The following is a 21,968-nucleotide window of genomic DNA, read 5'->3' as shown; positions in this document are numbered from 1 at the left end:
AACCCCGCTTCGGACAAGGGGGGATCATGGCCAGCGAAGCAACAACACCCGACCGGCCGCAGCCGATTGCCGAAACCGGCGGGCGGATTGCCAGCCTCGACTTCATCCGCGGCCTCGCCGTCATGGGCATCCTTGCTGCGAATATCTTCGCGATGGGCCAGCCGTTCACTGCCTACATGTTCCCCGACGGCTTCGCGACCGAGCCGGGGCCAGCCGACGGTTGGCTGTGGGTCGCCCAGTTCGTCCTGGTCGACGGCAAGATGCGGGGGCTGTTCAGCCTGCTTTTCGGTGCCGGGCTGTACCTCTTCATGGAGCGCGTCTGGGCCAAGGGCGGCACGGTCTGGCTGCAGGTCAAACGCCTGCTGTGGCTCGGCCTGTTCGGGCTGATCCATTTCTACTTCATCTGGCGCGGGGACATCCTGTTCCTCTACGCGATCAGCGGGCTGATCGCCGTGGCCGTCTTCATCGGCATGAGCGTGCGCAAGAAGCTGGTGTTCGGCATTCTCGCCTATATCGCGGGCGCACTGCTCTACGGCATGATGACGATCTTCATGCAGGTTGCCGCCGATGGTGACCATCAGGGCAATGCCGTCTTCGCCCCGATGCAGCAGGAACTGCAGGTCGCAGCAGAGGAGGACCTGGCCGACGGGCGAGCCGAAACCGTAATCCGGCAGGATGGCACCTATTTCGACTATGTCGAACACAATATCACCGAGCACGCCTCGGGGCCGGCAATGTCGCTGTTCTTCTTCGCATTCGAGACGCTGCCGCTGATGCTGTTCGGCATGGTGCTCTACCGGAAGGGCCTGTTCGACGGGCGCTGGGACAGCCGCAAGCTGCGTGGCTGGGCTTGGGCGGGCCTCTTAATAGGCGCTGCCCTCCACCTGGGGATCGCGATTGCGACGAAGAACGCAGGGCTCACCTATTATGGCACGCTCGCCGCGTTCGTCGGCTGGTCGCATATCCCGCGCCTGTTCATGGTGCTGGGCCTTGCCGTGCTGCTCGCGCTCCACGCGCCGAAGGCGGGCGGGTGGCTCGCAGACCGGGTCTCCGCCGCGGGTCGTGCAGCCTTCACCAACTACCTTGGCACCTCGATGGTGATGCTGTTCGTGTTCGGCAACTGGGGTCTCGACCTGTTCGCGCGCTTCGGGCGAATCGAGCTTTATGGCTTCGTACTGGCGGCCTGGGTGCTGATGCTGGCGTGGTCCAAGCCATGGCTGGAACGCTATCGCTACGGACCGCTCGAATGGGTGTGGCGCTGCCTGACGTATGGACGGATGTTCGCGTTGAAACGGTGAAGGCTTGCTATTGCGACTAATTCGCAATACATCTGCTCTTGCGAATCAATCGCAAGGACTTCGAGACCGTGTACACCTGCATCTGCAATGCCATCCGCGAAACCGACTTGCGTGCCACGGCGCGCCGCGTTTCGGGCGATGCGGAGGCCTGCTATGCCGCGCTCGGCAAGCGGCCCAATTGCGGCGCCTGCCTCGACGAAGCCGATGCGATCATCTTCGAAGAGCGCGAAATGGCGTTCGAACCGGCCTGCGGCCGCTAGTAAACCGCTACTGAAAATCGCTCGCAACTGGCGGATTTCCGCCATTTTTCTGCGTTTCCTGCCTTGCCCGCAGGCGTCGGTGGACGCATAGTCCGGCCCTCAATCCAGACAAAGGGACAGGGCCATGAAGGGCGATCCGAAAACCATCGAATACCTCAACAAGGCGCTGACCAACGAATTGACGGCGATCAACCAGTACTGGCTGCACTACCGCGTGCTGGCCGACTGGGGCGTCAGCAAGCTGGCCGAGTACGAGCGGCACGAATCCATCGACGAGATGAAGCACGCCGACATCCTTGCCGAACGGATCCTGTTCCTGAACGGGCTCCCCAACTTCCAGGCCATCCACAAGCTCAAGGTCGGCGAGACGGTCGAGGAAATCCTGCGCGCCGACCTCGCGATGGAAAACGAGGCGATTCCGCTGCTGCGCGACGCGATCGAACACTGCGAAAGCGTGCGCGACTATGTCAGCCGCGAGATTTTCGAGCGCATCCTCGAAAGCGAGGAAGAGCATGTCGACTTCCTCGAGACCCAGTTCGACATGATCGAACGCATGGGCCTGCAGAATTACGTCCAGCTCAACTCCAAGCCCGCCGGCGACGCGCAGGAAAACGCCGGCTAGGCCGGCCCGCTCACGACACCTCCCAGAAGGCCGCGCCGCTCGATCCGTGGCGGCGTAGGGTGGCGATGTGCCGCGTGCCTTCGCGCAATTCGGCCGGTCCCTCGGCGGCATTGATGTCGGCAATCATGAGCGCGGCGGCAATGTCAAGCGCGTCGAATTCCAGCGCGTGGTCTTCCCCGTGAGGCACGATCGAGAGGCTGATTCTCTCCATGGCAAATCTCCCTTGCTCGATAGGGAGGGTGGGGCGGCACCGATTAACGGCAGATAACGCAGGTATAGTCGCCTTTCCGTAGCGTCGGCCTGTCCCCGACCGGAGGCGGAAATACGGTCAGTCGCCGCCGATGCGCTCGACCATGCGTTCGTGATTGCGCCTTGCGGCAGTGCGCGTTTCCATGAGGAAGGCGGCAAGGCCCGCCATCAGCAGCGCCATCGTGACCAGCCACGAAAGCGCGACGAGCGTGCCCAGCGGGGTGCGGATGAAGGCGCTTACGAACAGCAGCATGATGACGATGCTGATGGTGAAAGCCGATGCGGTGCTCAGCATCACCGCGCGCTGGGCCAGCACGCGGCGCCGTTCCAGCGCGGGCAGTTCCTTTACCAGGTCGCCTGCCTCGCCCGCCTCGTCCGCGGCAAGGATGCGCTCGATCTTGTTGGCGACCCAGATCAGCCTGTTGGTCATGACGTTCATGACCGCGCCGATACCGGCGAGGAGGAACGCAGGTGCCAGCGAAAGCTGCACCACGTTCTGGACGCGGACGCTGGAACTGGTGCGCTCGATTATGTCGATCCCCGGCAGGCTGAGGAGCAGGTCGACCGGCATCGCGATCAGTCCTTCTTGTACGGGTTCTTGGGCGACTTCAGCACGACGCGGACCGGCACCGCATCGAAGCCCAGCTTCTGGCGGATGCCGTTGACGAGATAGCGCTCGTAGCTCTTCGGCAGCATGTCCAGCCGGGTGCCGAACACGACGAAGCGCGGCGGGCGGGTGCTGGCCTGGGTAATGTAACGCAGCTTGATGCGCTTGCCCTTGGGCGCGGGCGGCGGGTTTGCTTCCAGCGCGTCGTCGAACCAGCGATTGAGCGCGGCAGTCGGTACGCGGCGGCTCCACGCCTCGCGCAGTTCGAAGGCCGCGGACAGCATGGTGTCGAGGCCCTTGCCGGTCTTGGCGGACACCGCGAACAGCGGCACGCCGCGGACCTGTGCCAGCCCTTCGTTCAGCGCCTCGCGGATGCCGTTGAACAGCGAGCTCGCGTTTTCCGCGATATCCCACTTGTTGATCGCGACCATCAGTGCACGGCCTTCTTCGAGCACCTGGCTGGCGATCTTGAGGTCCTGGTGTTCGAGCCCCTTGGTCGCATCGAGCAATAGCACCACGACCTCGGCGAAATCGATCGCGCGGCGCGCGTCTGCGACCGACAGTTTCTCGAGCTTGTCGACCACACGGGCGCGCTTGCGCATACCGGCGGTGTCGATCAGGCGGATCTGGCGCGTCTCGTTGGCCTTGGGATCGAACCATTCCCAGTCCACGGCGATGGAATCGCGGGTGATCCCGGCCTCTGGACCGGTCAGCAGGCGGTCTTCGCCCAGCAGCTGGTTGATCAGCGTGGACTTGCCGGCATTGGGACGCCCGACGATCGCCAGCTTGAGCGGACCGGACAGGGCCTCTTCATCGTCCTCGGACTCGAACTCGGCAGCCGTTTCGGCTTCTTCGGCCTTGGCGCCGATCAGCGGCCACAAGCCGCCGAACAGGTCGGCCACGCCTTCGCCGTGTTCGGCCGAGATACCAAGCGGTTCTCCAAGACCCAGCGAATAGCTTTCGTAGATGCCTGCTTCTGCCGCCTTGCCTTCGGCCTTGTTGGCGACGAGCACGACCGGCACTTCCTGCTCGCGCAGCCAGCGGGCGATTTCCTCGTCCAGCGGGGTGATGCCCGCACGTGCATCGATGACGAACAGCGCGGCATCGGCGCCTTCCAGGCTGACCTCGGTCTGCTTGCGCATCCGGCCCGGCAGCGTTTCGGCGTCCTCGTCTTCCCAGCCTGCGGTGTCGACCACGGTGAACTCGAGCCCTGCGATCACGGCATCGCCCATCCGACGGTCGCGCGTGACGCCGGGCTGGTCGTCGACCAGGGCGAGTTTCTTGCCGACCAGCCTGTTGAACAGGGTGGACTTGCCCACGTTGGGCCGGCCGATGATGATGACGGTAGGTTTGGAGGCGCTCATTCTGTCGCGGCAAGTGGCCTCTTGCGGGCGAATTGGCAAGTGCGCGCGGCTTAGGCCTGTCTTAACCATGTCCAATTATGCCGGAGGCATGAGAAAGCTAGCCGCATCCACCGCCGCCTGTCTTTTCGCTGCGACCGCCATGTCGGACGCACCCGCCCATGCCAGCGACGGGTCCGAGGAACTGACCGCCTACATCCAGTGCGCGCCCTATGCGCGCGAGGTTTCGGGGATCGAGCTTTATGGCGATGCCCATACCTGGTGGGACCAGGCGCAGGGTCGCTATGCGACCGGCAGTGCGCCGCGGCCCGGCGCAGTCCTGGCCTTCAGGCCGCACCGCTCGATGGAACTCGGCCATGTCGCGACCGTGAGCCGCGTGATCGATTCGCGCCGCATCCTGCTCGACCATGCGAACTGGTCGCCAGTGAACGGCCGCCGCGGGCAGGTCGAGAAGGACGTGCTGGCACAGGACGTCTCCGCTGCAAACGACTGGAGCGAGGTGCAGGTGTGGTATGCGCCGATCGGCGACCTCGGGACTACGCGCTGGCCGACGGCCGGGTTCATCTATTCCGACAGGGCGCGCAGCCCGCGTCCGGCGGCGTCGGTGCAGATTGCGCAAGCTCCCGCACCGAGTAAGACCTCGCGCGAGTTCCTGTCGGCTTTCGCCGGTTACGCGGAGTGATCAGTCGGCCTTGTTGACCGGCGGATTGTCGCCAAGGTCTTCGTACCAGGCTTCGACCGGGCCGCTCAGCTTCAGCGTCAGCGGATTGCCCTTGCGGTCGACGGTTTTGCCGGCCTGGACGCGCACCCAGCCTTCGGAAATCGAATATTCCTCGATGTCGGTTCGCTCGCGGCCCTTGAAGCGGATTCCCACGCCGCGCTTCAGCACTTCGACGTCGAAATGCTCGCTCTTGGGGTTGACCGAAAGGTGGTCGGGCGGAAGGTCTGCTTTGGTGTCGTCGCTCATGGGTCGCGCCACTAGTCGCGCTTGAGCCTGCCCGCAAGGTCAATCCGGCGGGGGCGGCGTCTCCAGCGGGGAGGGCGAGGGCTCGTCATAGTCCGGCTGGAGCGGCTCGATGCCGGGCGGCTCTTCCATCGGGCTTTCGTTCGGCTGCTGCGGGGGCGGCATCTCCGGCGGTGCGGAGGGGTCGATCCGGTCGGGGTCGGGCTGTGTGGCCATGGGGTGTCCTTTGCTCGGTCGGCAGCAGTTTGAAAACGTCTCGCGGGGACAGGACGTTCCCGTCGTGCTGCCGCGCTTGCCCTTTTCGCCCGACCCGACTAGAGGCACGCGCCTATACGCGTGGCGCCCGTCGCCTACGTGCAGCTTCGTTCGGGTTAGCGGGCGTGGCGGAACTGGTAGACGCGCTGGTTTTAGGTACCAGTATCGAAAGATGTGGGGGTTCGAGTCCCTTCGCCCGCACCAGTCCGTCGCGGACGTATTTAGCCTTCGCGCCATATTTAGACACTTGGAAAGTCACGAGTTTTCATCCCATGCAGATCAAAGAAACCGCCAATGACGGCCTGAAGCGCGCCTATTCGATCACCATTTCGGCCAAGGAAATCGACGGCCGGATCGATAGCGAGATCAAGAAGATCGCCCCGCAGGTGAAGATGCCCGGCTTCCGCCCCGGCAAGGTCCCGGCGAATCTCGTCCGCAAGATGCATGGCGAACAGCTGCACGCGCAGGCCGTGAACGACATGATCCGCGAATCGGTCGACAAGGTCATGACCGACAACGAACTACGTCCCGCGATGCAGCCCAAGGTCGAACTCGGCGCCGACTATGCCGACGGCAAGGATGCCAAGGTCACGGTCGAGCTTGAAGTGCTCCCCCAGATCGAGGCTCCCTCGGTCGACGGTCTTGCCATCGAACGCCTGACGGTCCCCGTCAGTGACGATCAGGTCATGGACGCGATCAAGATGCTCGCCGCCAACAACAAGAGCTACAAGGATGCCGCCAAGTCGAAGAAGGCCGCCGATGGCGACCAGCTGATCATCGACTTCGTGGGCCGCGTCGACGGCGTCGAATTCGAAGGCGGCAAGGCCGAGAACACCCCGCTGGTGCTCGGCTCGGGCATGTTCATCCCCGGCTTCGAAGACCAGCTGACCGGCGTGAAGACGGGCGACAAGAAGACCATCACGGTCACCTTCCCCGAAGATTACCAGGCCGCGCACCTTGCCGGCAAGGAAGCCGAATTCGACGTGACCGTGCAGGCGGTCAAGGTCGAGGGCGAGACCGAAATCGACGATGCCTTCGCCAAGAACTTCGGCCTCGACGGTCTCGACAAGCTCAAGGAACTGATGCGCGGCCAGCTCGAGCAGGAAACTGCCGGCCTTACCCGCACCCAGATGAAGCGCTCGCTGCTCGACCAGCTGGCTGCCGGTCACGACTTCGCCGTCCCGCAGGGCATGGTGGATGCCGAGTTCGATCAGATCTGGACCCAGCTCCAGCAGGAAGCCGCCCGTTCGGACGATCCGGAAGCCATGCTGAAGGAAATAGAAGCCGAGAAGGACGACTACCGCTCGATCGCCGAACGCCGCGTGCGCCTCGGCCTGCTGCTGTCGGAAATCGGCCAGGCCAACAACGTGCAGGTCACCTCGCAGGAAATGAGCATGCTCATCCAGCAGGCTGCCCAGCAGTACCGCGCCGAAGACCGTGAACGCTTCATCCAGTACGTCCAGTCGGAGCCGATGGCCGCCGCCCAGCTGCGCGCCCCGCTCTACGAAGACAAGGTCGTCGACTTCCTGTTCGACAAGTCCGAAATCACCGACCGCGAAGTGACGCGCGAGGAACTGGAAGCTGCCATCGAAGCGGAAGAAACCGCCGAAGCGGCCAAGCCTGCCAAGAAGAAGGCCCCCGCCAAGAAGAAGGCTCCTGCCAAGAAGGCCGAAGACAAGAAGGCCGACGAGAAGCCGGCCAAGAAGGCTCCGGCGAAGAAGGCAGCCGCCAAGAAGGACGAAGGCGAGAAGAAGGCTCCCGCCAAGAAGGCCGCGGCCAAGAAGCCCGCTGCCAAGAAGGCTCCTGCGAAGAAGCCTGCCGCCAAGAAGTAATCATTCGGCGAAAAGCATTCGAGGGCGGTCGGAGTGATCCGGCCGCCCTTTTGCTTGCCTGCCGCGCTAGAGCTTGGGATCGGGCTGCACCCTCAAGCTCCTGCTTTCGGGAGTGAGGCGATCGATCGTGTCTTCCTGCCCGTCATGGATATGCGCGTTGCGACGCTCCGCATGGCGGATCAGCGGCCCTGCAAGGATGCCGTGCACGACGATCGAGGTGAGGATGATGAAGCTCGCCAGCGCCCAGAGCAGGTCCAGCCCTTGGAAATCGGCGTGGTTCTGCCCGTAGGCGAGGTAGTAGATCGACCCCATCCCCCGCACGCCGAGGAAGGCGACGGTGAGCTTGCCGACCAGCGGCAGGTTGCAATTCGCTTCCGCCATCAGCCCCGCAACCGGGCGGATGACGAAGATCAGTGCAAGCCCCACCAGCGCGGCCGGCCAGGTCAGCGCGTCCAGCACCCCGCTTGCCAGCATGGCGCCGAACCCGAACAGCACCGCGACCAGCACGATCTGCTCGATCTGGTCGATGAAGTGGTGGCTCAGCTTGTGATAGCGGCTGCGGTTCTCGCGCTGCCGGGCCGTGACCGCCCCGACAAAGACGGCGATGAAGCCATAGCCTTCGACCATCTCCGCAAGCCCATAGGCAAGCAGGAGCGTGCCGAGCACGATCAGCCCTTCGCTGGTCGAATAGGTCGGCTGGTCGACGCCGCTGTCCTCTTCGTTCTCCAGTTCTTCGATAGGAGCGTCAGCCTCGCGCTCGAACACGTACCAGGCGCCCGCGCGGCCCACGGCCCAGCCCATCGCGACGCCCGCGACGATCCGCCAGACGAGGTCGAGCGCAGCCCACTCCAGCGTCCAGGCGCCGAGCGAACTCATGCCGACCGCGGCAATCGCGAGGTAGGTGAAAGGAAAGGCGAGGCCGTCGTTGAGGCCTGCCTCGACGGTGAGCGAGAAGCGTACGTCGTGCCGCTTGTTCTCGCCCGGCGGGCCTACCTGGACGCTGCGGGCAAGCACCGGGTCGGTCGGTGCCATCGCCGCCCCCAGCAGCAAGGCGGAGGCAGGCGCAAGGCCCAGTGCCCACCAGCCGAGCCAGGCCACCGCTGCGATTGTCAGCGGCATGGCCACCAGCAGCAAGGGCCAGATCTGGCCCCAGTTCTTCCAGCTGACCGGGCGGTCGATCGCGATGCCCGCCGCCATCAGCGAGGCGATGACGATGAACTCTGTCACATATTCGAGGGCCACCGCATCGAAGCCGTCGACGGTCGGGTTGATGTGCGGCAATCCGATCGGGAGCGAGAAGACGAGATAACCCGCCGCCACATAGACGATGGGAAGCGACAGCCAGTATTTTGCCAGCCACTTTTCCAGCGTGACCGCGAGGGTCAGCCCGAGACCGAACAGGACGAACAGGAAGATGCGCGGATCGAATTCCATCCGCGCTTACTTGTCCGCCTCTGCCGGGGGACTCCACCGTTCCAGCGATGGCGTTGCCAGTTCGGCGCTGCGGACGCGTTCGTAGGCGGCGCCCAGCTGCAGGACGTCGAAATCGCGCCACTTGCCGCCGAAGAAACTGATGCCGACCGGCAGGGCCTCGATCTGGCCCATCGGCACGGTCAGGTGCGGATAGCCCGCAATCGCTGCAGGCGATCCGAAGCCGATGCTGCCATTGAAATTGTCGCCGTTGACAAGATCGGTCGTCCACGAGGGGCCGCGGGTGGGAGCTACCAGAAAGGCCACGTCATTGTCCGCCATTAGCTTGTCGAGCGTCTCGACGCCCGCGATGCGCACGGCATTCTCGCGCGCCATTTCGTAAGCGGCGCGGTCGGTGGTGGTTTCCGCAAGCTCGAACAGGTCCTGCCCGAACCAGCGCATTTCCTCGCCCGCATTGTAGGTGTTGAAGGCGATGAGCTCGGCCAAGCTGCGGGGCAGGTTTTCGCCCGGCAGGCTGGCGAGGTATTTGCCCATTTCCTCGCGCAATTCGAACATCAGCACGGTGAAGCTGTCACCGTACATTTCGGAGTTCGGATCGAACTCGATGTCGACGAGGATCGCTCCTGCTCTTTCGAGGTCCCCGAGGGCTGTCTCGAAGACGTCCTTCAGATCGTCGCGATTGCCGACCTGCTTGCGCATGACGCCGATCCGCACGCCCTGCAGGCTGAAATCGCCAAGGCCCGACCAATAGTCCGCCCGGCGCGGCACGCCGATGGTGGCCGCATCCACGCTGTCCTCGCCCGCAATGGCGCTCAGCAGCAGTGCCGCATCGGCGACGCTCTGCGTCATCGGTCCCGCCGTGTCCTGCGTGCTCGAAATCGGCACGACATGGGTGCGGCTGACAAGTCCCACGCTGGGCTTGAAACCGACGATGCCGTTGATGCTCGCTGGGCAGGTGATCGATCCGTTGGTCTCGGTCCCGATGGCGGCCCAGGCGAGGCCTGCTGCCACTGCCGCGCCGCTGCCCGAAGACGAGCCGCAGGCGTTACGGTCGATGGCGTGGGGATTGCGGGTCAGTCCGCCCACCGCGCTCCACCCGCTGGTGGAATCATTGTCGCGGATATTTGCCCATTCGGAGAGATTGGTCTTGCCCAGGACGAAACCACCATTGCGGCGCAGATTGGCAATGAGGGGCGCATCACGACCGGTCTTGTTGCCGATCAGGGCGAGGCTGCCAGCCGTGGTGGCCCATTCGCTTGTCTCGATATTGTCCTTCACCAGCACTGTGCGGCCGGCCAGCAGGCTTGCGCCGCCCAGCGCGTCTGCACCGTCACGCGGATTGGTATCGTAGACGATGACCGAATTGAGCATCGGCCCTGCATCGTCGATTGCCGCGATCCGCTCGGCATAGCGAGCGGCGGTATCGCCCGGCGAAAGCCTTTCGCCGTCAGCGGCGGAGCGTTCGGCCACGGGCGGGGTGGCAACCTCCTGCGCGGCAAGCGGGGAGGCGGCGGCGAGAAGCGCGGCGGCGCTGAGCAGGCGAGGCGTCATGCCGCCTTCCTGCCACAGGGCCGCCGCTTTGCAAACGCGCTTAGAAGTCGCCGCTCACCGTGAAGCGGAAGATCGGGCCGATACGCCGGTCGGTCACTTCGCGGAACAGGACGTCGCCATCGGGCCGCGACCCGTCGAAAACCGTGCGTTCGAAGTAGTTGCGGGCCCCCAGCACGTTACCGACGAGTGCGCGCACGGTCAGGCCCATCACGTCCTTGTGCTCGATGAACACATTGGCGAAGGTCGGCCCTTCCCAGTTGCGTCCGATCTCGTAGCGCCGCGAATAGGGCGCCTGGTTGTTCGTGAAGACGCCTGCACCATACGCGAAGTCCGTATCCGGAATGTCGTGGCGGAAATCGCCCGAGAAGCTGTCGATCAGATCGTAGGAGAAGGGTCGGTCTTCTCCGGTGAAGGGGTCGGTCACGCTCATCCAGCGCTTCACCGCCTCGAAATCGAAGCGGGCACCTTCGAGGCCCATGGGGTCGAACTTGATCGTGCCGGAAAGTGCGAGATGCAGGCGGTCGGCATCGCCGATATTGCCGCGTGCCTCGCGCCCGTCGGGCAGCGGGAACCAGTCGATGAAATCCTCGAACCAGGCCTGGCGTGCCTGGAACTTGAGCGATCCCCATGCGCCCAGCCCCTTGTTGACCTCCAGTTCGAGGTCCCAGCTCTGGTAGGGGACGAGCTCGTTGTTGCCGCCATTCTCGTTGTCCTCGTTGAGCGAGACGCTGGCGAGGAAGTCGCCGAAGGAAAGCTGGCTCACCCGCCGCGCGGCGGTCAGCGAGACGTCGAAATCCCCCTCGGGCTTCCACGTGAAGGCGAGCGAGCCCTTGGGGCGCCGGAAGCTGCGCGAATTGGCGGCAACGCCGGTCTGCTCGATGGTCGAGAATTCGCCCGAGGCGATCGCCTGCACGGACAATTTCGGCGTGATCGCCTTGGAAAAGCTCAAGGCACCTTCATAGCGGTCCTCGCTCACCTCGCCGTTGCCGAAGGGGAAGGGGACCGGCTCGAACCGGCCGTCCGGTGCCAGCGTGAACAGCGAAGCTGCCCGGTCGAGCCGGTTGAAAGCCGCCTCGCCCGACAATTGCCAGTCCGCGTCCAGCATCGACCAGCCGTATTCGAACCTGCCGATACGTTCGCCAATGCCGTTGGTCTGCTCGTAGCGGGAGCCGGTGGGTAGAGACCCGTCGTCGAAACTGTCGACTACTTCGCTCGAGAAATTGTCGCGTTCGTACCGCTCCAGCCCGATCAGCTTGAGCTTGCCCGGGCCGAGAGGGAATTCGATATCGCCGCCGATTTCGTATTCGGGGCCGTTCTCGCGCACCACCACGTCGCGAAAGCGCATGGGGCCGCTGACTGGCGTGCCAATTTCCGGCTCGTCGCGGAAGAAGAAGTCTTCGCCGTAACTCAGATTGAGATTGGCGATGGTGTGTTCGCTGAAGCGGTAGGTGAAGTTCGTGGCGAGCTTGGGATTGTCGAACCCGCCGGAAAACTTCGTGCTCTGCTCTTCTAGCAGCGCACCGTCAGGGCCGTAGATCCATGTCGGACCGTCTGCGCCGAAGCGGTTGTTGTCGTTCGAAAGGGCCACGGTGAAGTCGAGCTTGCCGCTGGTGCCCGAAAGCGAAATTTCGCCGCCGTAGAGCTGCGCCTCGGTATTGTGCGCGCGAAAGCCGGTGTTCCAGCGAAACTGGCCCGATGCGCCGGTATTCTCGTAGATCACATTGGCGACGAGGCCGGTGAGGCCGGGAATTTCCAGCATGTTGCCGTCGACCAGCTCGATCCGCACGACGTCGTCGGCGGAAATGCGCGCCAACTGGTCGCGCAGGCTGTCGGACTTGCTGGAAAACCGCTGGCCGTTGACCAGCACGTTCTGGTTCGCCTGGCCGAGACCGCGCTGGCCGTTGTCGTTGCCGCCCGAAATGGTGAAGCCCGGGATGCGGCTGACCATGTCGAGTGCATTGCGCGGCGCGAACTGGTCGAAATAGGACGGTTCGAACACCCGCGCACCGGTGGTGGCGGGTGCGGGTTCGCTGGGCGGAGCGGGATTGGTAGGTGCGGTGTTCCGCGCAAGGGCAGGGCTTGCGATCAACGCCGCAATCGCGGTCGTCGTGAGCGCTAAAGTCCTGCGAAATGGCTGTTTTGTCGTTCTCTCCATGGTTGTCGTTTACAACCGTAGCCGATTGCTTGAATCGACCTTCGACCAAAACGGGATCGATGCCGACGAAGCGCTTTGTCCCCCGACGAACGACATGGAACCCACAGGTGCGGACTGGCGGGGTGGTTAAAGGCCTTGAACATCCTGCCAGCTATCGCGACATAGGCCCGAACCAATCCAGACGAGGACCTACATGATCAACCTGTTCGGCAACGATGCGCACGGCACCCAGGGCCAGTTCACCCACGACCCCGTAACCGGGGCGCTGGTGCCCACGGTGGTCGAGCAGTCGAGCCGGGGCGAACGGGCCTTCGACATCTTCAGCCGCCTGCTGCGCGAACGTATCGTCTTCGTGACCGGCCAGGTGGAAGACAACATGGCGTCGCTGATCGTGGCGCAGCTGCTCTTCCTCGAGAGCGAGAACCCTTCGAAGCCGATCAGCATGTACATCAATTCGCCCGGCGGCGTGGTGACGGCCGGCATGGCGATCCACGACACCATGCAGTACATCAAGCCGCGCGTTTCGACCGTCTGCATCGGCCAGGCCGCCTCGATGGGCAGCTTCCTGCTGGCGGCGGGCGAGCCCGGCATGCGTATCGCGCTGCCCAACGCCCGTATCATGGTCCACCAGCCCTCGGGCGGTGCACGCGGCATGGCGTCGGACATCGAGATCCAGGCTCGCGAGATCCTGCGCATCCGCAAGCGCATGAACGATCTTTACGTAAAGTATACCGGCCAGAGCCTCACCGCGATCGAGAAGGCGATGGACCGCGACACCTTCCTCGAAGCCGACGAAGCGATGAAGTTCGGCATCGTGGACAAGGTTTTCGAAGCCCGTCCGGAAACCGAAGGCGGCGAGGAGCCGACCAAGGACGAAGACAAGGGCTCGGGCGGCGCGCCCGAGTAAGACAGCACCGTGGCGGAGCGGTTTTTACCGTCCCGCAACCGGACTGTTGCGAAATCGTCGTAGGATTTGGGCAACCTTGCCGCTTCAGCTTGTGGCAAGGGGATGACTGTACCTATGATATTGACCCAATCCCGCACCGGCCTAATGTCGGCGAATCCCCGTAAAACGGGAGAAACAGCGGGACAGAGCAGGATATGACCAAGTTGAGCGGTACCGATAGCAAATCCACGCTGTATTGCAGCTTCTGCGGCAAGTCGCAGCACGAAGTGCGCAAGCTGATCGCGGGCCCGACCGTGTTCATCTGCGACGAATGCGTCGAGCTGTGCAACGATATCATCCGCGAAGAAACGAAGGCCGGCATCTCCGGCAAGAAGGACGGGGACGTCCCGACCCCTTCGGAAATCTTCGCCACGCTGAACGATTACGTGATCGGCCAGGACCGCGCCAAGCGCGTCCTCTCGGTCGCGGTGCACAACCACTACAAGCGCCTCAAGCACAGCGGCAAGGCAGATGGCGTCGAACTCGCCAAGTCGAACATCCTGCTGGTCGGCCCGACCGGTTCGGGCAAGACGCTGCTGGCCCAGACGCTGGCGCGCACGTTCGATGTGCCCTTCACCATGGCCGACGCCACCACGCTGACCGAAGCCGGTTACGTGGGCGAGGACGTGGAGAACATCATCCTCAAGCTGCTGCAGGCGTCCGACTACAACGTCGAGAAGGCCCAGCACGGCATCGTCTACATCGACGAGATCGACAAGATTACCCGCAAGGCGGAAAATCCCTCGATCACCCGCGACGTGTCGGGTGAAGGCGTGCAGCAGGCGCTGCTCAAGCTGATGGAAGGCACCACGGCCAGCGTCCCGCCGCAGGGCGGCCGCAAGCACCCGCAGCAGGAATTCCTGCAGGTCGACACGACGAACATCCTGTTCATCTGCGGCGGCGCGTTCGCAGGGCTGGAAAAGATCATCGCCGACCGCCTGCAGAAGCGTTCGATCGGCTTCGGCGCGCATGTCGCCGATCCTGACAAGCGCCGTGTGGGCGAGCTGCTCGAAAAGGGCGAACCGGAAGATCTCCTCAAGTTCGGCCTCATCCCTGAATTCGTCGGCCGCCTGCCCGTCATCGCCACGCTGCGCGATCTCGACGTGGAAGCGCTGGTCACCATCCTGACCGAGCCGAAGAACGCACTGGTCAAGCAGTACCAGAAGCTGTTCGAGCTCGAGGACGTGGAACTGACCTTCCAGGAAGACGCGCTCAAGACGATCGCCGAAAAGGCCATCAAGCGTAAGACCGGCGCGCGCGGCCTGCGCTCGATCGTCGAAGGCATCCTGCTCGACACCATGTTCGACCTGCCCGACATGGACGGCGTGACCGAAATCGTGATCGATGCCGACGTTGTCGAAGGCAAGAAGGACCCGATCCAGGTCCACGGCGGCAAGAAGACCAAGGAAGAAGCGGCCTAAACCGCTTTTCGTCCAAGCAAACAACCGGCGGCGTCCGTCCCTGATCGGGTCGGGCGCCGTTTTGTTACAACCCGCCTTTTACGGTCACATCGCAGTCACATCCGTGCGCCATCGAAGCCTCTGCAACGGGGCTGAAGGGTGCTGCGGGTGGAAGTCATTACGATCCTCATGACCGACGAGAATGGGGCCAATTTTCCGGAATTCGATCACGGCGAGGCGATCTACCGCTTCGACCGGCTGACGCCCGCCGGCCCGCAACGGCTGATCGAGGGGCCGATATGCGCTTTCGTCGACTGGGTGCTGGAGGATCTCTCGGGCCTCGAGATGTGCCGCCGCCTGCGCGCAGACCCGCGCACGGCCCATGCGCATATCACCATGGTGCTCGAAAGCTGCGATGCTGAAGACAAGCGGCGCGCGCTGGCCGCCGGCGCCGACGATTACCTCGTCGGTCCGGTCGATCGCACCACGGTGCTTGATCGCGTGCTCGCGCTGGGGACGGGCAAGACCGGCCTTATTGCCGGGCGACCGTTCATGCTGGGCGAGCTGGAAATCGACATGGGCGCATTGCAGGCACGCTGGGCCGGCAAGGCCATATCGCTGCGGCCCAACGAATTCCGCCTCCTGCGCTATTTCGCCGAGAATGCCGACCGCGTCCTGTCACGGCAGGACTTGATCGACGGGCTCGGCAAGCAGGAACCCCCGATAGACGAGCGGACCGTGGACGTTTGGATCGGCCGACTGCGCCGGGCGCTGCGGGCCGTTGGTGCAGGAGATCCGATCAGGACCGTGCGTTCGATGGGGTATGTCTACGACAGCCACTGAGACCTTCGAAGGCACAAAAAAAGGGCCGCTCCCGAGTGGGGGCGGCCCTTTCATTTTGCTTGCGAACGATGATCAGAACTTCAGCGAAGCCCCGAGGCTGACGCTGCGACCGACCGTGTAGCTGTTCACGTCCACGCGGTTCGTGCCATTGGTCTGGAATTCCTGGTGGTCGGTTCCGGTGAGGTTGCGCGCCTCAAGCTTGAGTTCGAGCTCGCTGCCGAAGAGATCGAAACCCTGCCTTGCCACGAGGTCGAGCTGGAAGCCCGGCTCCTCGATGATGTCGGGCAGCGGGCCTGCACCGCGGCTGGTCACACGTTCGCTGGCATATTTCAGCAGCACCGTGAACTGGCTCAGCGTTTCCGTGTCCTCGAGGCCCAGCTGGACGTTCACGAGGTGGTCGGACTGACCGGTAAGCGGAACCCCGTCGTCGAAGAAGTTCGTCGCCGGCTGGCCTGCGAAGGGGAAGACCTGCGCGATATCGTCCGGCCCGACGCTGATTTCTGACTGGGTGTAGGTATAGTTCGCAATCGCCACGAAGCGTTTGGTGTCGAACCATTCGCCAAGGTCATAGAGATCGTAGTTCCACTGGATCTCGAGTTCGCCACCATACAGCTGGGCCTTGGGCGCATTGGCAAAGCCGGAAATGATGTCGTTGTCCGAGAAGCTGGTGAAGACCTCGATCGGGTTCTCGATGTCCTTGTAGAAGCCCGCGACGCTGATCCTGCTGCCGGCATCGAAGTAATATTCGAGGCGGGCTTCGGCGTTGATCAGCTCGCTGTCGACCAGGCGCGGGTTGCCGTTGAACTGGCGGTTGGTTTCCGGATCGAAATACGTCTGGAAAATGAGCTCGCGGAACTGCGGGCGCGCAATGGTCTTGGACGCGCTGGCGCGGAACTGCAGGTCGTCGGTGATCTCCCAGGTCAGCGTCGCGCCCGGCAGCCAATAGCTGTTGGCCAGCGCGGTGCTGCTGGTCGAACCGATCGGGTCGGCGAAGACCTCGACTGCCCGGACCGACTGGTCGGCATCCTCGTAGCGCACGCCGAGGTCGAGCGAGACCACGTCGATCGGGGTCAGCGTCGCCTTGGCATAGGCGCCGTGGATCGTCAGATCCGCCTGGAAGGCCGGGTCGGTCTGGGTCGTCTCGAAAATGTTGAGTTCGTAGGGCTCGAGGCCTGCGGCTGCCTGCGCCTCGCGGTCGAACGCGAGGTCGAGCAGCGCATCACCCAGCAAATTGTCGGGCCGGAAGGCGCCGAAGACCGTGGGGAAGGTGGTAGATGCGCGAATGTCGAATTCGCGGCGGCTCGATAGGCGGCTGGTGTCCGTATAGGCATAGCCGACCGTGGCCGAAAGCCAGTTGGTGAACACGTAGCCGACATCGATGCCGCCGTAGTAGAGGTCCTCGGTCAGGTCCGAAAAGGCCACTAGTGCGCCGCCGCGCTGCGGGTCGAGCGTGTTGAGGAAGATGCCGGCGAACGGATCATTCGGGTTCTTGTTGTCGGCATATTCGAAGCGGTATTCGAACGGCGCCTCGCGCTGTGTCTGGGCATAGCCGGCGCGCAGGTCGATCGAGAGATCGTTGAACTCCAGCTCGGCCACGGCCTGCGTGTTGAACAGCTGGCGTTCGTACCAGCCGGTCTCCTGGATCAGCTCGTCATCGTCATCCTGCAGGTCGGTCCCTTCCGCCAGCGATGCGCGCTTGAGCGTATCGCGGATGAAGAGGTTGGTCAGGCGGAAACGGTGCTGCCCGACTTCCAGCCCGAAACCGAGCAGTCCGTTCACGAGCATGCGGTTGTCGGTCGCGAATTCCCGGAAGTCGCTGTCGAGTTCCAGTTCGGCATTGTTGGCGGTCTGCCGCGTGATGAAGCGGTTGCGCCATTTGTTACTGATCGATGCCGTTGCGATGACGCCGAACTGGCCGTCGGAAAACACGTCCACGGCCGTGCCGGCGGTGAGGCCGGCAGAGAAATTGACCGGCAGGTCGCCGATTTTCTGGACCAGGATCAGGTTCGGGTCGTTGAGGTCGCCAAGGATGCCGCGCAGGTCGACATCGTCATCGCCGATGCGCGCACCGCTGTCGAAGAAGCCCTGCAGCGCGGCATAGTTGGAAATGTCGCGGCGGCCATTGTCGAAGCCGGTCCAGTCGTAGGCGCCGCCGTAATAGCTGTAGCCGGGACCGAAAGTGGTCTCGCTGTCGCCGCTGATCGAGCCGGAAATGGTGACGAAGCTTTCCGTCGGGATGGCGCGGGTCGTGAGGTTGATCACGCCGCCGCCGAATTCACCGGGGAAGTTGGCCGAATAGGTTTTCTGGACGAGGCTCGATGCGACCACGTTGGTCGGGAAAATGTCGAGCGGGACCACGCGGCTAAGCGGCTCGGGCGAGGGCAGCGGGAGGCCGTTGAGCAGCGCCAGCGAATAGCGGTCGCCGAGGCCGCGCACGTAAACGAGACCGTTGCCCTGTGTCGAAAGGCCGGTCACGCGGCCCAATGCGCCTGCAATGTCGCCTTCGCCAGTGCGGGCGATGCTCTCGGTGTCGAGCACGGTGATGACCTGGCTCGACGAACGCGTGACGTCGCGCTGGCGGCGACCGGTCACGATGATCGCGCCGCCCGGCACGGAAATATCGGGCTGCGCCTGTTCTTCGACCTGCTCTTCTTCCGCGGCCTCTTCAGCCGGCTGGGTGTCGAAAACCTCATCCTCATCACCGGTGCTCTGCGCGATCGCGGCGGCGGGATAGGTGAGGGCGGTGGTAAGCAGGAGCAGCCCTGCAAGCTGCTTGCCAGTGGACATTGGAATGACCCCCTTGAACTAGGTCGGTGTCGTTACGGGAGACGTGCCCCCGCTGATTGGATTGAAGGCGGGAGCGATGCGTCGATGCACCGCTCCCGCCCCGCAAAGGCGATTAGTTGTAGACCGGCAGGCTGGTGCAGGCGGTCACGGCATTGTCGAAGGTCACCGTGGCCGAGTTGCAGGTCCAGCCGTTCACCCAGCTGTTGTTGCCCGGGTAAGCGGCGCCGATGTTGGTCGGGAGCTCGAAGAAGCTAGACCAGGCGGTCACGTTGAACACCGGCACGGCATTCTCGTTCGCCCCGTTCACGAACAGCATCGAGAGCGTGTTGGTGAAGGCCGAATTGTTGTTCGTGCCGGCATCGAACACCGCCTTGATGTCGGCTGCGGTCGCGCCCGAGCTGTCGCGGAAGGGCATGGCACAGTCGAGAACCAGCGAGTCGAAGGCGACGGGGCCGGCTTCGTCGATGGCGGCATTGGCGGCGCGGGTCAGTTCTTCCTGGCCGTCGATGCGCAGGCAACGCGTGTCGTTGCGCGACCAGATGACCGAGTTGGCAATGCGGTAGTCGGCAAAGCCGCGGATACGCACGACCTGGTCGATGGCGTTCTGGTGGACGAAGGTCGCATTCGAGATGCGGGTGTCCTGACGCGGGGTTGAATCGTTGAAGGCGTTGTCGGAATCGGCCTCGATGATCGTGTCGCCGGCGCCGGGGCGCTGGATGGCGATGACGTACTGCATGTTGGCCTTCACGCCCGTGTCGGTGTCGAGGCTGTCGTCTTCCGCGCCGACCACGACGAGGCGCTTCACGTTGACGCGACCGCCGAAGAATTCGACGCCGTCATCCGAGCTGTTGTAGCTCATGATGTTCTCCAGCGTCGTGCCCGAACCGATGCCGCCGGTGGTGAGCGACTGCAGTTCGTTGTCGCCCGACAGGACGAAGCCCGAATAGCGGATCTGGACGAACTTCATGCTGCCCGAGCTGTCGCCCGGCGTCGCGCCGCCGAAGATCGCCGGATCGGCGGCACCCTCGACCTGACGCTCGCAGTTCACGCTACCTGGGGTCGCGCCCGAAGCGATACAGTCGGTCACCGGTGCACGGCCTGACAGGACGACACCGCCCCACTGGCCCGAGGAGCTGCCGCCGTTGAGGCCGAGGACGTTGTCGCGGCTGGTGAAGACGATCGGGCGCTCGGCCGTGCCGTTGGCTTCGATCGTGTTGCCGCGGTTTACGTTGAGGAAGCTCGATCCCGATGCGTAGAGGATCACGCCCGGCTCGATGGTCAGTTCGACATTGGTGTCCGACAAGCCGTCGCTGGCGTCCGGAGCCGGACCGCCATCGGTGCCGACATCGACGCGGCCGTTGATGCGATAGAGCAAGCCCTTGATGTAGGGCAGGGTCGAGCTGGCGTTGAAGCGCGCCGGCAGCGTGCAGACGCGGTATTCGCCGGTCGGGCCGGTGATGGTCCCGCTGTCGGTCAGGCCCTGCGGGTCGCTGATCGTCGGGCAGCCGTTGGCCGGGGTGACGAGCGAGCTTGTCGGGGTGGGCGTCGGCGTCGGCGTGGGAGTCGGCGTCGGGTTGTTGATGGTGATGTTGCCGCCGGTGCCGGGCGAAACGATTTCGTCGGCCCCGCAGGCGCTCAGCGCCAGTGCGGAGCAGCCAAGAACAAGCGAACGGTAAAAATTGGTCACGGATACGGTCCCCTCAAAAACCGGGTGAATCGGAAAACTCGAATGCGAATTCGTGATCGCGATTCGCCGGCTAGGGGCGGCGTGTGACAGTTTGTGATGCTTCGTGACCGTTCTGTTGCAGTTTCAACAGGAAATCCGGCTCAGGCCCTCCATTGCAGATTTGTGACAATGTTACGGTTTTGTTGCAGGCGCTAAAACAAACCCGCATATTCTCATCAAAGAACTTGGGAGAAAAATCATATGTCGCTCATCGCTGCCGCTACGCTGATGGTCATGGGTTCGGGCCCGATCGAGGTCGTGGCGAGCCCCGCACCTTCGATGGATGTGGGCTACGAGGAACTGGTCGCCGGCAATGACCTCGCCGCGCTCGCCGCGATCGAGAACAGCGACCTTGCCAATGACGATCCGGCGAGGCTGATCAATCACGGCATCGCGCTTGCGCGCCTGGGCCAGGAAGACGCGGCGCGCGCCAAGTTTGCCGAGGCTGCTGCCCTAAGGGATCGCTATCGGCTCGAGACTGCGGGCGGCCAGTGGGTCGACTCGCGCGTCCTTGCACGGCGGGGGCTGGCCATGGTCGATGGGCAGGACTTCAAGGATTACGCGGCACTCGCCAGCCGCTGACAGGTTAAACACCGAGCCTTTGCGGCCCGCTTTCCGACCTGGGAGGCGGGCCGTTTCCTTTTGCGGCTACGTCGAAAGCTGAGGATTTCCCCTGCATTCAGCTTCTTGTCACCTTGATGTCATGTAAGGTCCGCAGAGGGGCCGCACGGAGGGTGTTCGACGATGATTCGTACACACTGGGCAATAGCTGCAGGACTGGCCTGTACGCTGCCCGCCGCCTTCCCGGCGAAGGCGGATGTCATGGAGATCGATGCGGACGGCGCGCGCTGGATATCCGGTGCTGGCGCCGCGCAGCCGGCTGACCTTTCGGAAATCGCGACAACCAACGAGCTTTCCGCAGTCCCGGCGGAAGTCGAAATTCCGGACCATATTATCGGCGATACCGCGCGCCATGCAGCAGGCGTTCCCGATGCCTACCGCGCCAAGGTCAATGAACTGGCTGCCCGTTTCGACCTCTCGCCCTCGCTAATCGAAGCCGTGGTTTGGCAGGAAAGCCGCTGGCGGCACAATGCCGTCTCCCCTGTCGGGGCGCAGGGCCTGGCGCAGTTGATGCCCGGCACCGCGCGCGACCTAGGTGTCGACCCGCGCGATCCCTTCGCCAATCTGGAAGGCGGCGCGCGGTACCTTCGCGAACAGCTCGACCGCTTCGACGGCGACCTCGAAAAGGCGCTTGCCGCCTACAATGCCGGCCCCGGCCGGGTGGAGCGAGCGAACGGCATTCCGCGCATCCGCGAAACGCAGAATTACGTGGCCGCGATCATGGGTCGCTTGGCCGATCACTCAAGGGAGTAGTCCGACTTGAAATCGATCGTTACCCGCGCGGCCGCACTGGCCCTGCTTCTCAGCCCCACCGCCGCCATGGCGCAGGCTGCCGATCCGGCCGGCTCCGGCCCGATCGTTAATGCGCTCGGCTGGCTGCAGGGCACGCTACTCGGCAATGTTGCCACTGCAGTTGCGGTGATGGCCGTGGCCGCCGTCGGCTTCATGATGTTGACCGGTCGCCTCAACTGGCGCTTCGGTGCGACCGTCATCATCGGTGTCTTCATCCTGTTCGGTGCCGCATCGATCGTCGCCGGTATCCAGGGCGTCGCGGCCTGAC

21 protein-coding genes and 1 tRNA gene are annotated in these 21,968 nt (G+C 63.8%); 12 read left to right on the top strand and 10 right to left on the bottom strand.

The window, feature by feature from the left end; genetic code table 11:
- Positions 1 to 26: 26 nt before the first annotated feature.
- From GRI42_RS08610 to bfr, 3 genes are all read left to right on the top strand, one after another.
- Positions 27 to 1,298, top strand: coding sequence for a DUF418 domain-containing protein (locus tag GRI42_RS08610; RefSeq protein WP_234033919.1), 1,272 nt, complete (start codon positions 27 to 29; stop codon positions 1,296 to 1,298).
- Between the two features lie 68 nt (positions 1,299 to 1,366).
- The gene (locus tag GRI42_RS08605; RefSeq protein WP_160609151.1) at positions 1,367 to 1,558 is read left to right on the top strand and encodes a (2Fe-2S)-binding protein; all 192 of its coding nucleotides are present in this window, start codon (positions 1,367 to 1,369) and stop codon (positions 1,556 to 1,558) included.
- A 124-nt stretch (positions 1,559 to 1,682) separates the two neighbouring features.
- Positions 1,683 to 2,180 carry a bacterioferritin gene (gene bfr, locus GRI42_RS08600; RefSeq protein WP_160608079.1) on the top strand — a complete coding sequence of 166 codons (498 nt, stop codon included), beginning with the start codon at positions 1,683 to 1,685 and terminating at the stop codon, positions 2,178 to 2,180.
- A 10-nt stretch (positions 2,181 to 2,190) separates the two neighbouring features.
- Here bfr and GRI42_RS08595 read toward each other — a convergent pair whose 3' ends face one another.
- The 3 genes from GRI42_RS08595 to der all read right to left on the bottom strand — a co-directional run bounded on the left by GRI42_RS08595 (position 2,191) and on the right by der (position 4,400).
- Entirely contained in the window at positions 2,191 to 2,391 is a 201-nt protein-coding gene (locus GRI42_RS08595; protein WP_160608077.1) for a hypothetical protein, read from the bottom strand.
- Positions 2,392 to 2,508: 117 nt separating this feature from the next.
- Entirely contained in the window at positions 2,509 to 3,000 is a 492-nt protein-coding gene (locus GRI42_RS08590) for a DUF2721 domain-containing protein (protein WP_160608075.1), read from the bottom strand.
- Positions 3,001 to 3,005: 5 nt separating this feature from the next.
- Positions 3,006 to 4,400, bottom strand: coding sequence for a ribosome biogenesis GTPase Der (gene der, locus GRI42_RS08585; RefSeq protein ID WP_160608073.1), 1,395 nt, complete (start codon positions 4,398 to 4,400; stop codon positions 3,006 to 3,008).
- Between the two features lie 88 nt (positions 4,401 to 4,488).
- Between der and GRI42_RS08580 the strand changes: the two genes are divergently transcribed.
- A complete protein-coding gene (locus tag GRI42_RS08580) occupies positions 4,489 to 5,079 on the top strand; it encodes a CHAP domain-containing protein (RefSeq protein WP_160608071.1) in 591 nt (196 codons plus the stop codon).
- Here the strand turns inward: GRI42_RS08580 and GRI42_RS08575 are convergent, their stop codons facing one another.
- Together GRI42_RS08575 and GRI42_RS13850 are read right to left on the bottom strand one after the other, a co-directional pair.
- Positions 5,080 to 5,364 (bottom strand): DUF3297 family protein, encoded by a 285-nt coding sequence (locus GRI42_RS08575; RefSeq protein WP_160608069.1) that lies wholly within the window; start codon positions 5,362 to 5,364, stop codon positions 5,080 to 5,082.
- Positions 5,365 to 5,403: 39 nt separating this feature from the next.
- On the bottom strand, positions 5,404 to 5,577 hold the full coding sequence (locus tag GRI42_RS13850; protein ID WP_170290011.1) for a hypothetical protein: 174 nt from the start codon (positions 5,575 to 5,577) through the stop codon (positions 5,404 to 5,406).
- A 158-nt stretch (positions 5,578 to 5,735) separates the two neighbouring features.
- Between GRI42_RS13850 and GRI42_RS08570 the strand changes: the two genes are divergently transcribed.
- Both GRI42_RS08570 and tig read left to right on the top strand, forming a co-directional pair.
- Positions 5,736 to 5,820, top strand: a tRNA-Leu gene (locus GRI42_RS08570).
- Positions 5,821 to 5,888: 68 nt separating this feature from the next.
- Positions 5,889 to 7,448 (top strand): trigger factor, encoded by a 1,560-nt coding sequence (tig, locus tag GRI42_RS08565; RefSeq protein WP_160608067.1) that lies wholly within the window; start codon positions 5,889 to 5,891, stop codon positions 7,446 to 7,448.
- Positions 7,449 to 7,514: 66 nt separating this feature from the next.
- On the opposite strand, the gene GRI42_RS08560 is transcribed toward tig, so the two are convergent.
- From GRI42_RS08560 to GRI42_RS08550, 3 genes are read right to left on the bottom strand one after another with little or no spacing between them, the layout of a single operon-like run.
- Positions 7,515 to 8,882 carry a cation:proton antiporter gene (locus tag GRI42_RS08560; protein ID WP_160608065.1) on the bottom strand — a complete coding sequence of 456 codons (1,368 nt, stop codon included), beginning with the start codon at positions 8,880 to 8,882 and terminating at the stop codon, positions 7,515 to 7,517.
- A 6-nt stretch (positions 8,883 to 8,888) separates the two neighbouring features.
- Entirely contained in the window at positions 8,889 to 10,430 is a 1,542-nt protein-coding gene (locus tag GRI42_RS08555) for an amidase (protein ID WP_160608063.1), read from the bottom strand.
- Positions 10,431 to 10,470: 40 nt separating this feature from the next.
- Complete coding sequence (locus GRI42_RS08550) at positions 10,471 to 12,519, bottom strand: TonB-dependent receptor plug domain-containing protein (protein ID WP_234033918.1); 2,049 nt, start codon at positions 12,517 to 12,519, stop codon at positions 10,471 to 10,473.
- A 259-nt stretch (positions 12,520 to 12,778) separates the two neighbouring features.
- Between GRI42_RS08550 and GRI42_RS08545 the strand changes: the two genes are divergently transcribed.
- The 3 genes from GRI42_RS08545 to GRI42_RS08535 all read left to right on the top strand — a co-directional run bounded on the left by GRI42_RS08545 (position 12,779) and on the right by GRI42_RS08535 (position 15,774).
- Complete coding sequence (locus tag GRI42_RS08545) at positions 12,779 to 13,492, top strand: ATP-dependent Clp protease proteolytic subunit (RefSeq protein ID WP_160608059.1); 714 nt, start codon at positions 12,779 to 12,781, stop codon at positions 13,490 to 13,492.
- Between the two features lie 194 nt (positions 13,493 to 13,686).
- The gene (gene clpX, locus GRI42_RS08540) at positions 13,687 to 14,952 is read left to right on the top strand and encodes an ATP-dependent Clp protease ATP-binding subunit ClpX (RefSeq protein WP_160608057.1); all 1,266 of its coding nucleotides are present in this window, start codon (positions 13,687 to 13,689) and stop codon (positions 14,950 to 14,952) included.
- 147 nt (positions 14,953 to 15,099) lie between these two features.
- Positions 15,100 to 15,774 carry a response regulator transcription factor gene (locus tag GRI42_RS08535; protein WP_325065315.1) on the top strand — a complete coding sequence of 225 codons (675 nt, stop codon included), beginning with the start codon at positions 15,100 to 15,102 and terminating at the stop codon, positions 15,772 to 15,774.
- Between the two features lie 72 nt (positions 15,775 to 15,846).
- Here GRI42_RS08535 and GRI42_RS08530 read toward each other — a convergent pair whose 3' ends face one another.
- Complete coding sequence (locus tag GRI42_RS08530) at positions 15,847 to 18,561, bottom strand: TonB-dependent receptor domain-containing protein (protein ID WP_160608055.1); 2,715 nt, start codon at positions 18,559 to 18,561, stop codon at positions 15,847 to 15,849.
- A gap of 112 nt (positions 18,562 to 18,673) precedes the next feature.
- Positions 18,674 to 20,248, bottom strand: a complete 1,575-nt coding sequence (locus tag GRI42_RS08525) for a hypothetical protein (protein WP_160608053.1) — start codon at positions 20,246 to 20,248, stop codon at positions 18,674 to 18,676.
- Positions 20,249 to 20,488: 240 nt separating this feature from the next.
- On the opposite strand from GRI42_RS08525, the gene GRI42_RS08520 reads away from it, so the two are divergent.
- From GRI42_RS08520 to GRI42_RS08510, 3 genes are all read left to right on the top strand, one after another.
- Positions 20,489 to 20,869 carry a hypothetical protein gene (locus GRI42_RS08520; protein ID WP_160608051.1) on the top strand — a complete coding sequence of 127 codons (381 nt, stop codon included), beginning with the start codon at positions 20,489 to 20,491 and terminating at the stop codon, positions 20,867 to 20,869.
- Positions 20,870 to 21,031: 162 nt separating this feature from the next.
- Entirely contained in the window at positions 21,032 to 21,661 is a 630-nt protein-coding gene (locus GRI42_RS08515; RefSeq protein ID WP_234033916.1) for a lytic transglycosylase domain-containing protein, read from the top strand.
- A gap of 15 nt (positions 21,662 to 21,676) precedes the next feature.
- A complete protein-coding gene (locus GRI42_RS08510; protein ID WP_407692164.1) occupies positions 21,677 to 21,967 on the top strand; it encodes a TrbC/VirB2 family protein in 291 nt (96 codons plus the stop codon).
- The last annotated feature ends 1 nt before the right edge of the window (position 21,968 follow it).

Source organism: Qipengyuania gaetbuli (assembly GCF_009827315.1).
Taxonomy (GTDB): domain Bacteria; phylum Pseudomonadota; class Alphaproteobacteria; order Sphingomonadales; family Sphingomonadaceae; genus Qipengyuania; species Qipengyuania gaetbuli.
This window is presented reverse-complemented; position numbering and strand designations above follow the sequence as displayed.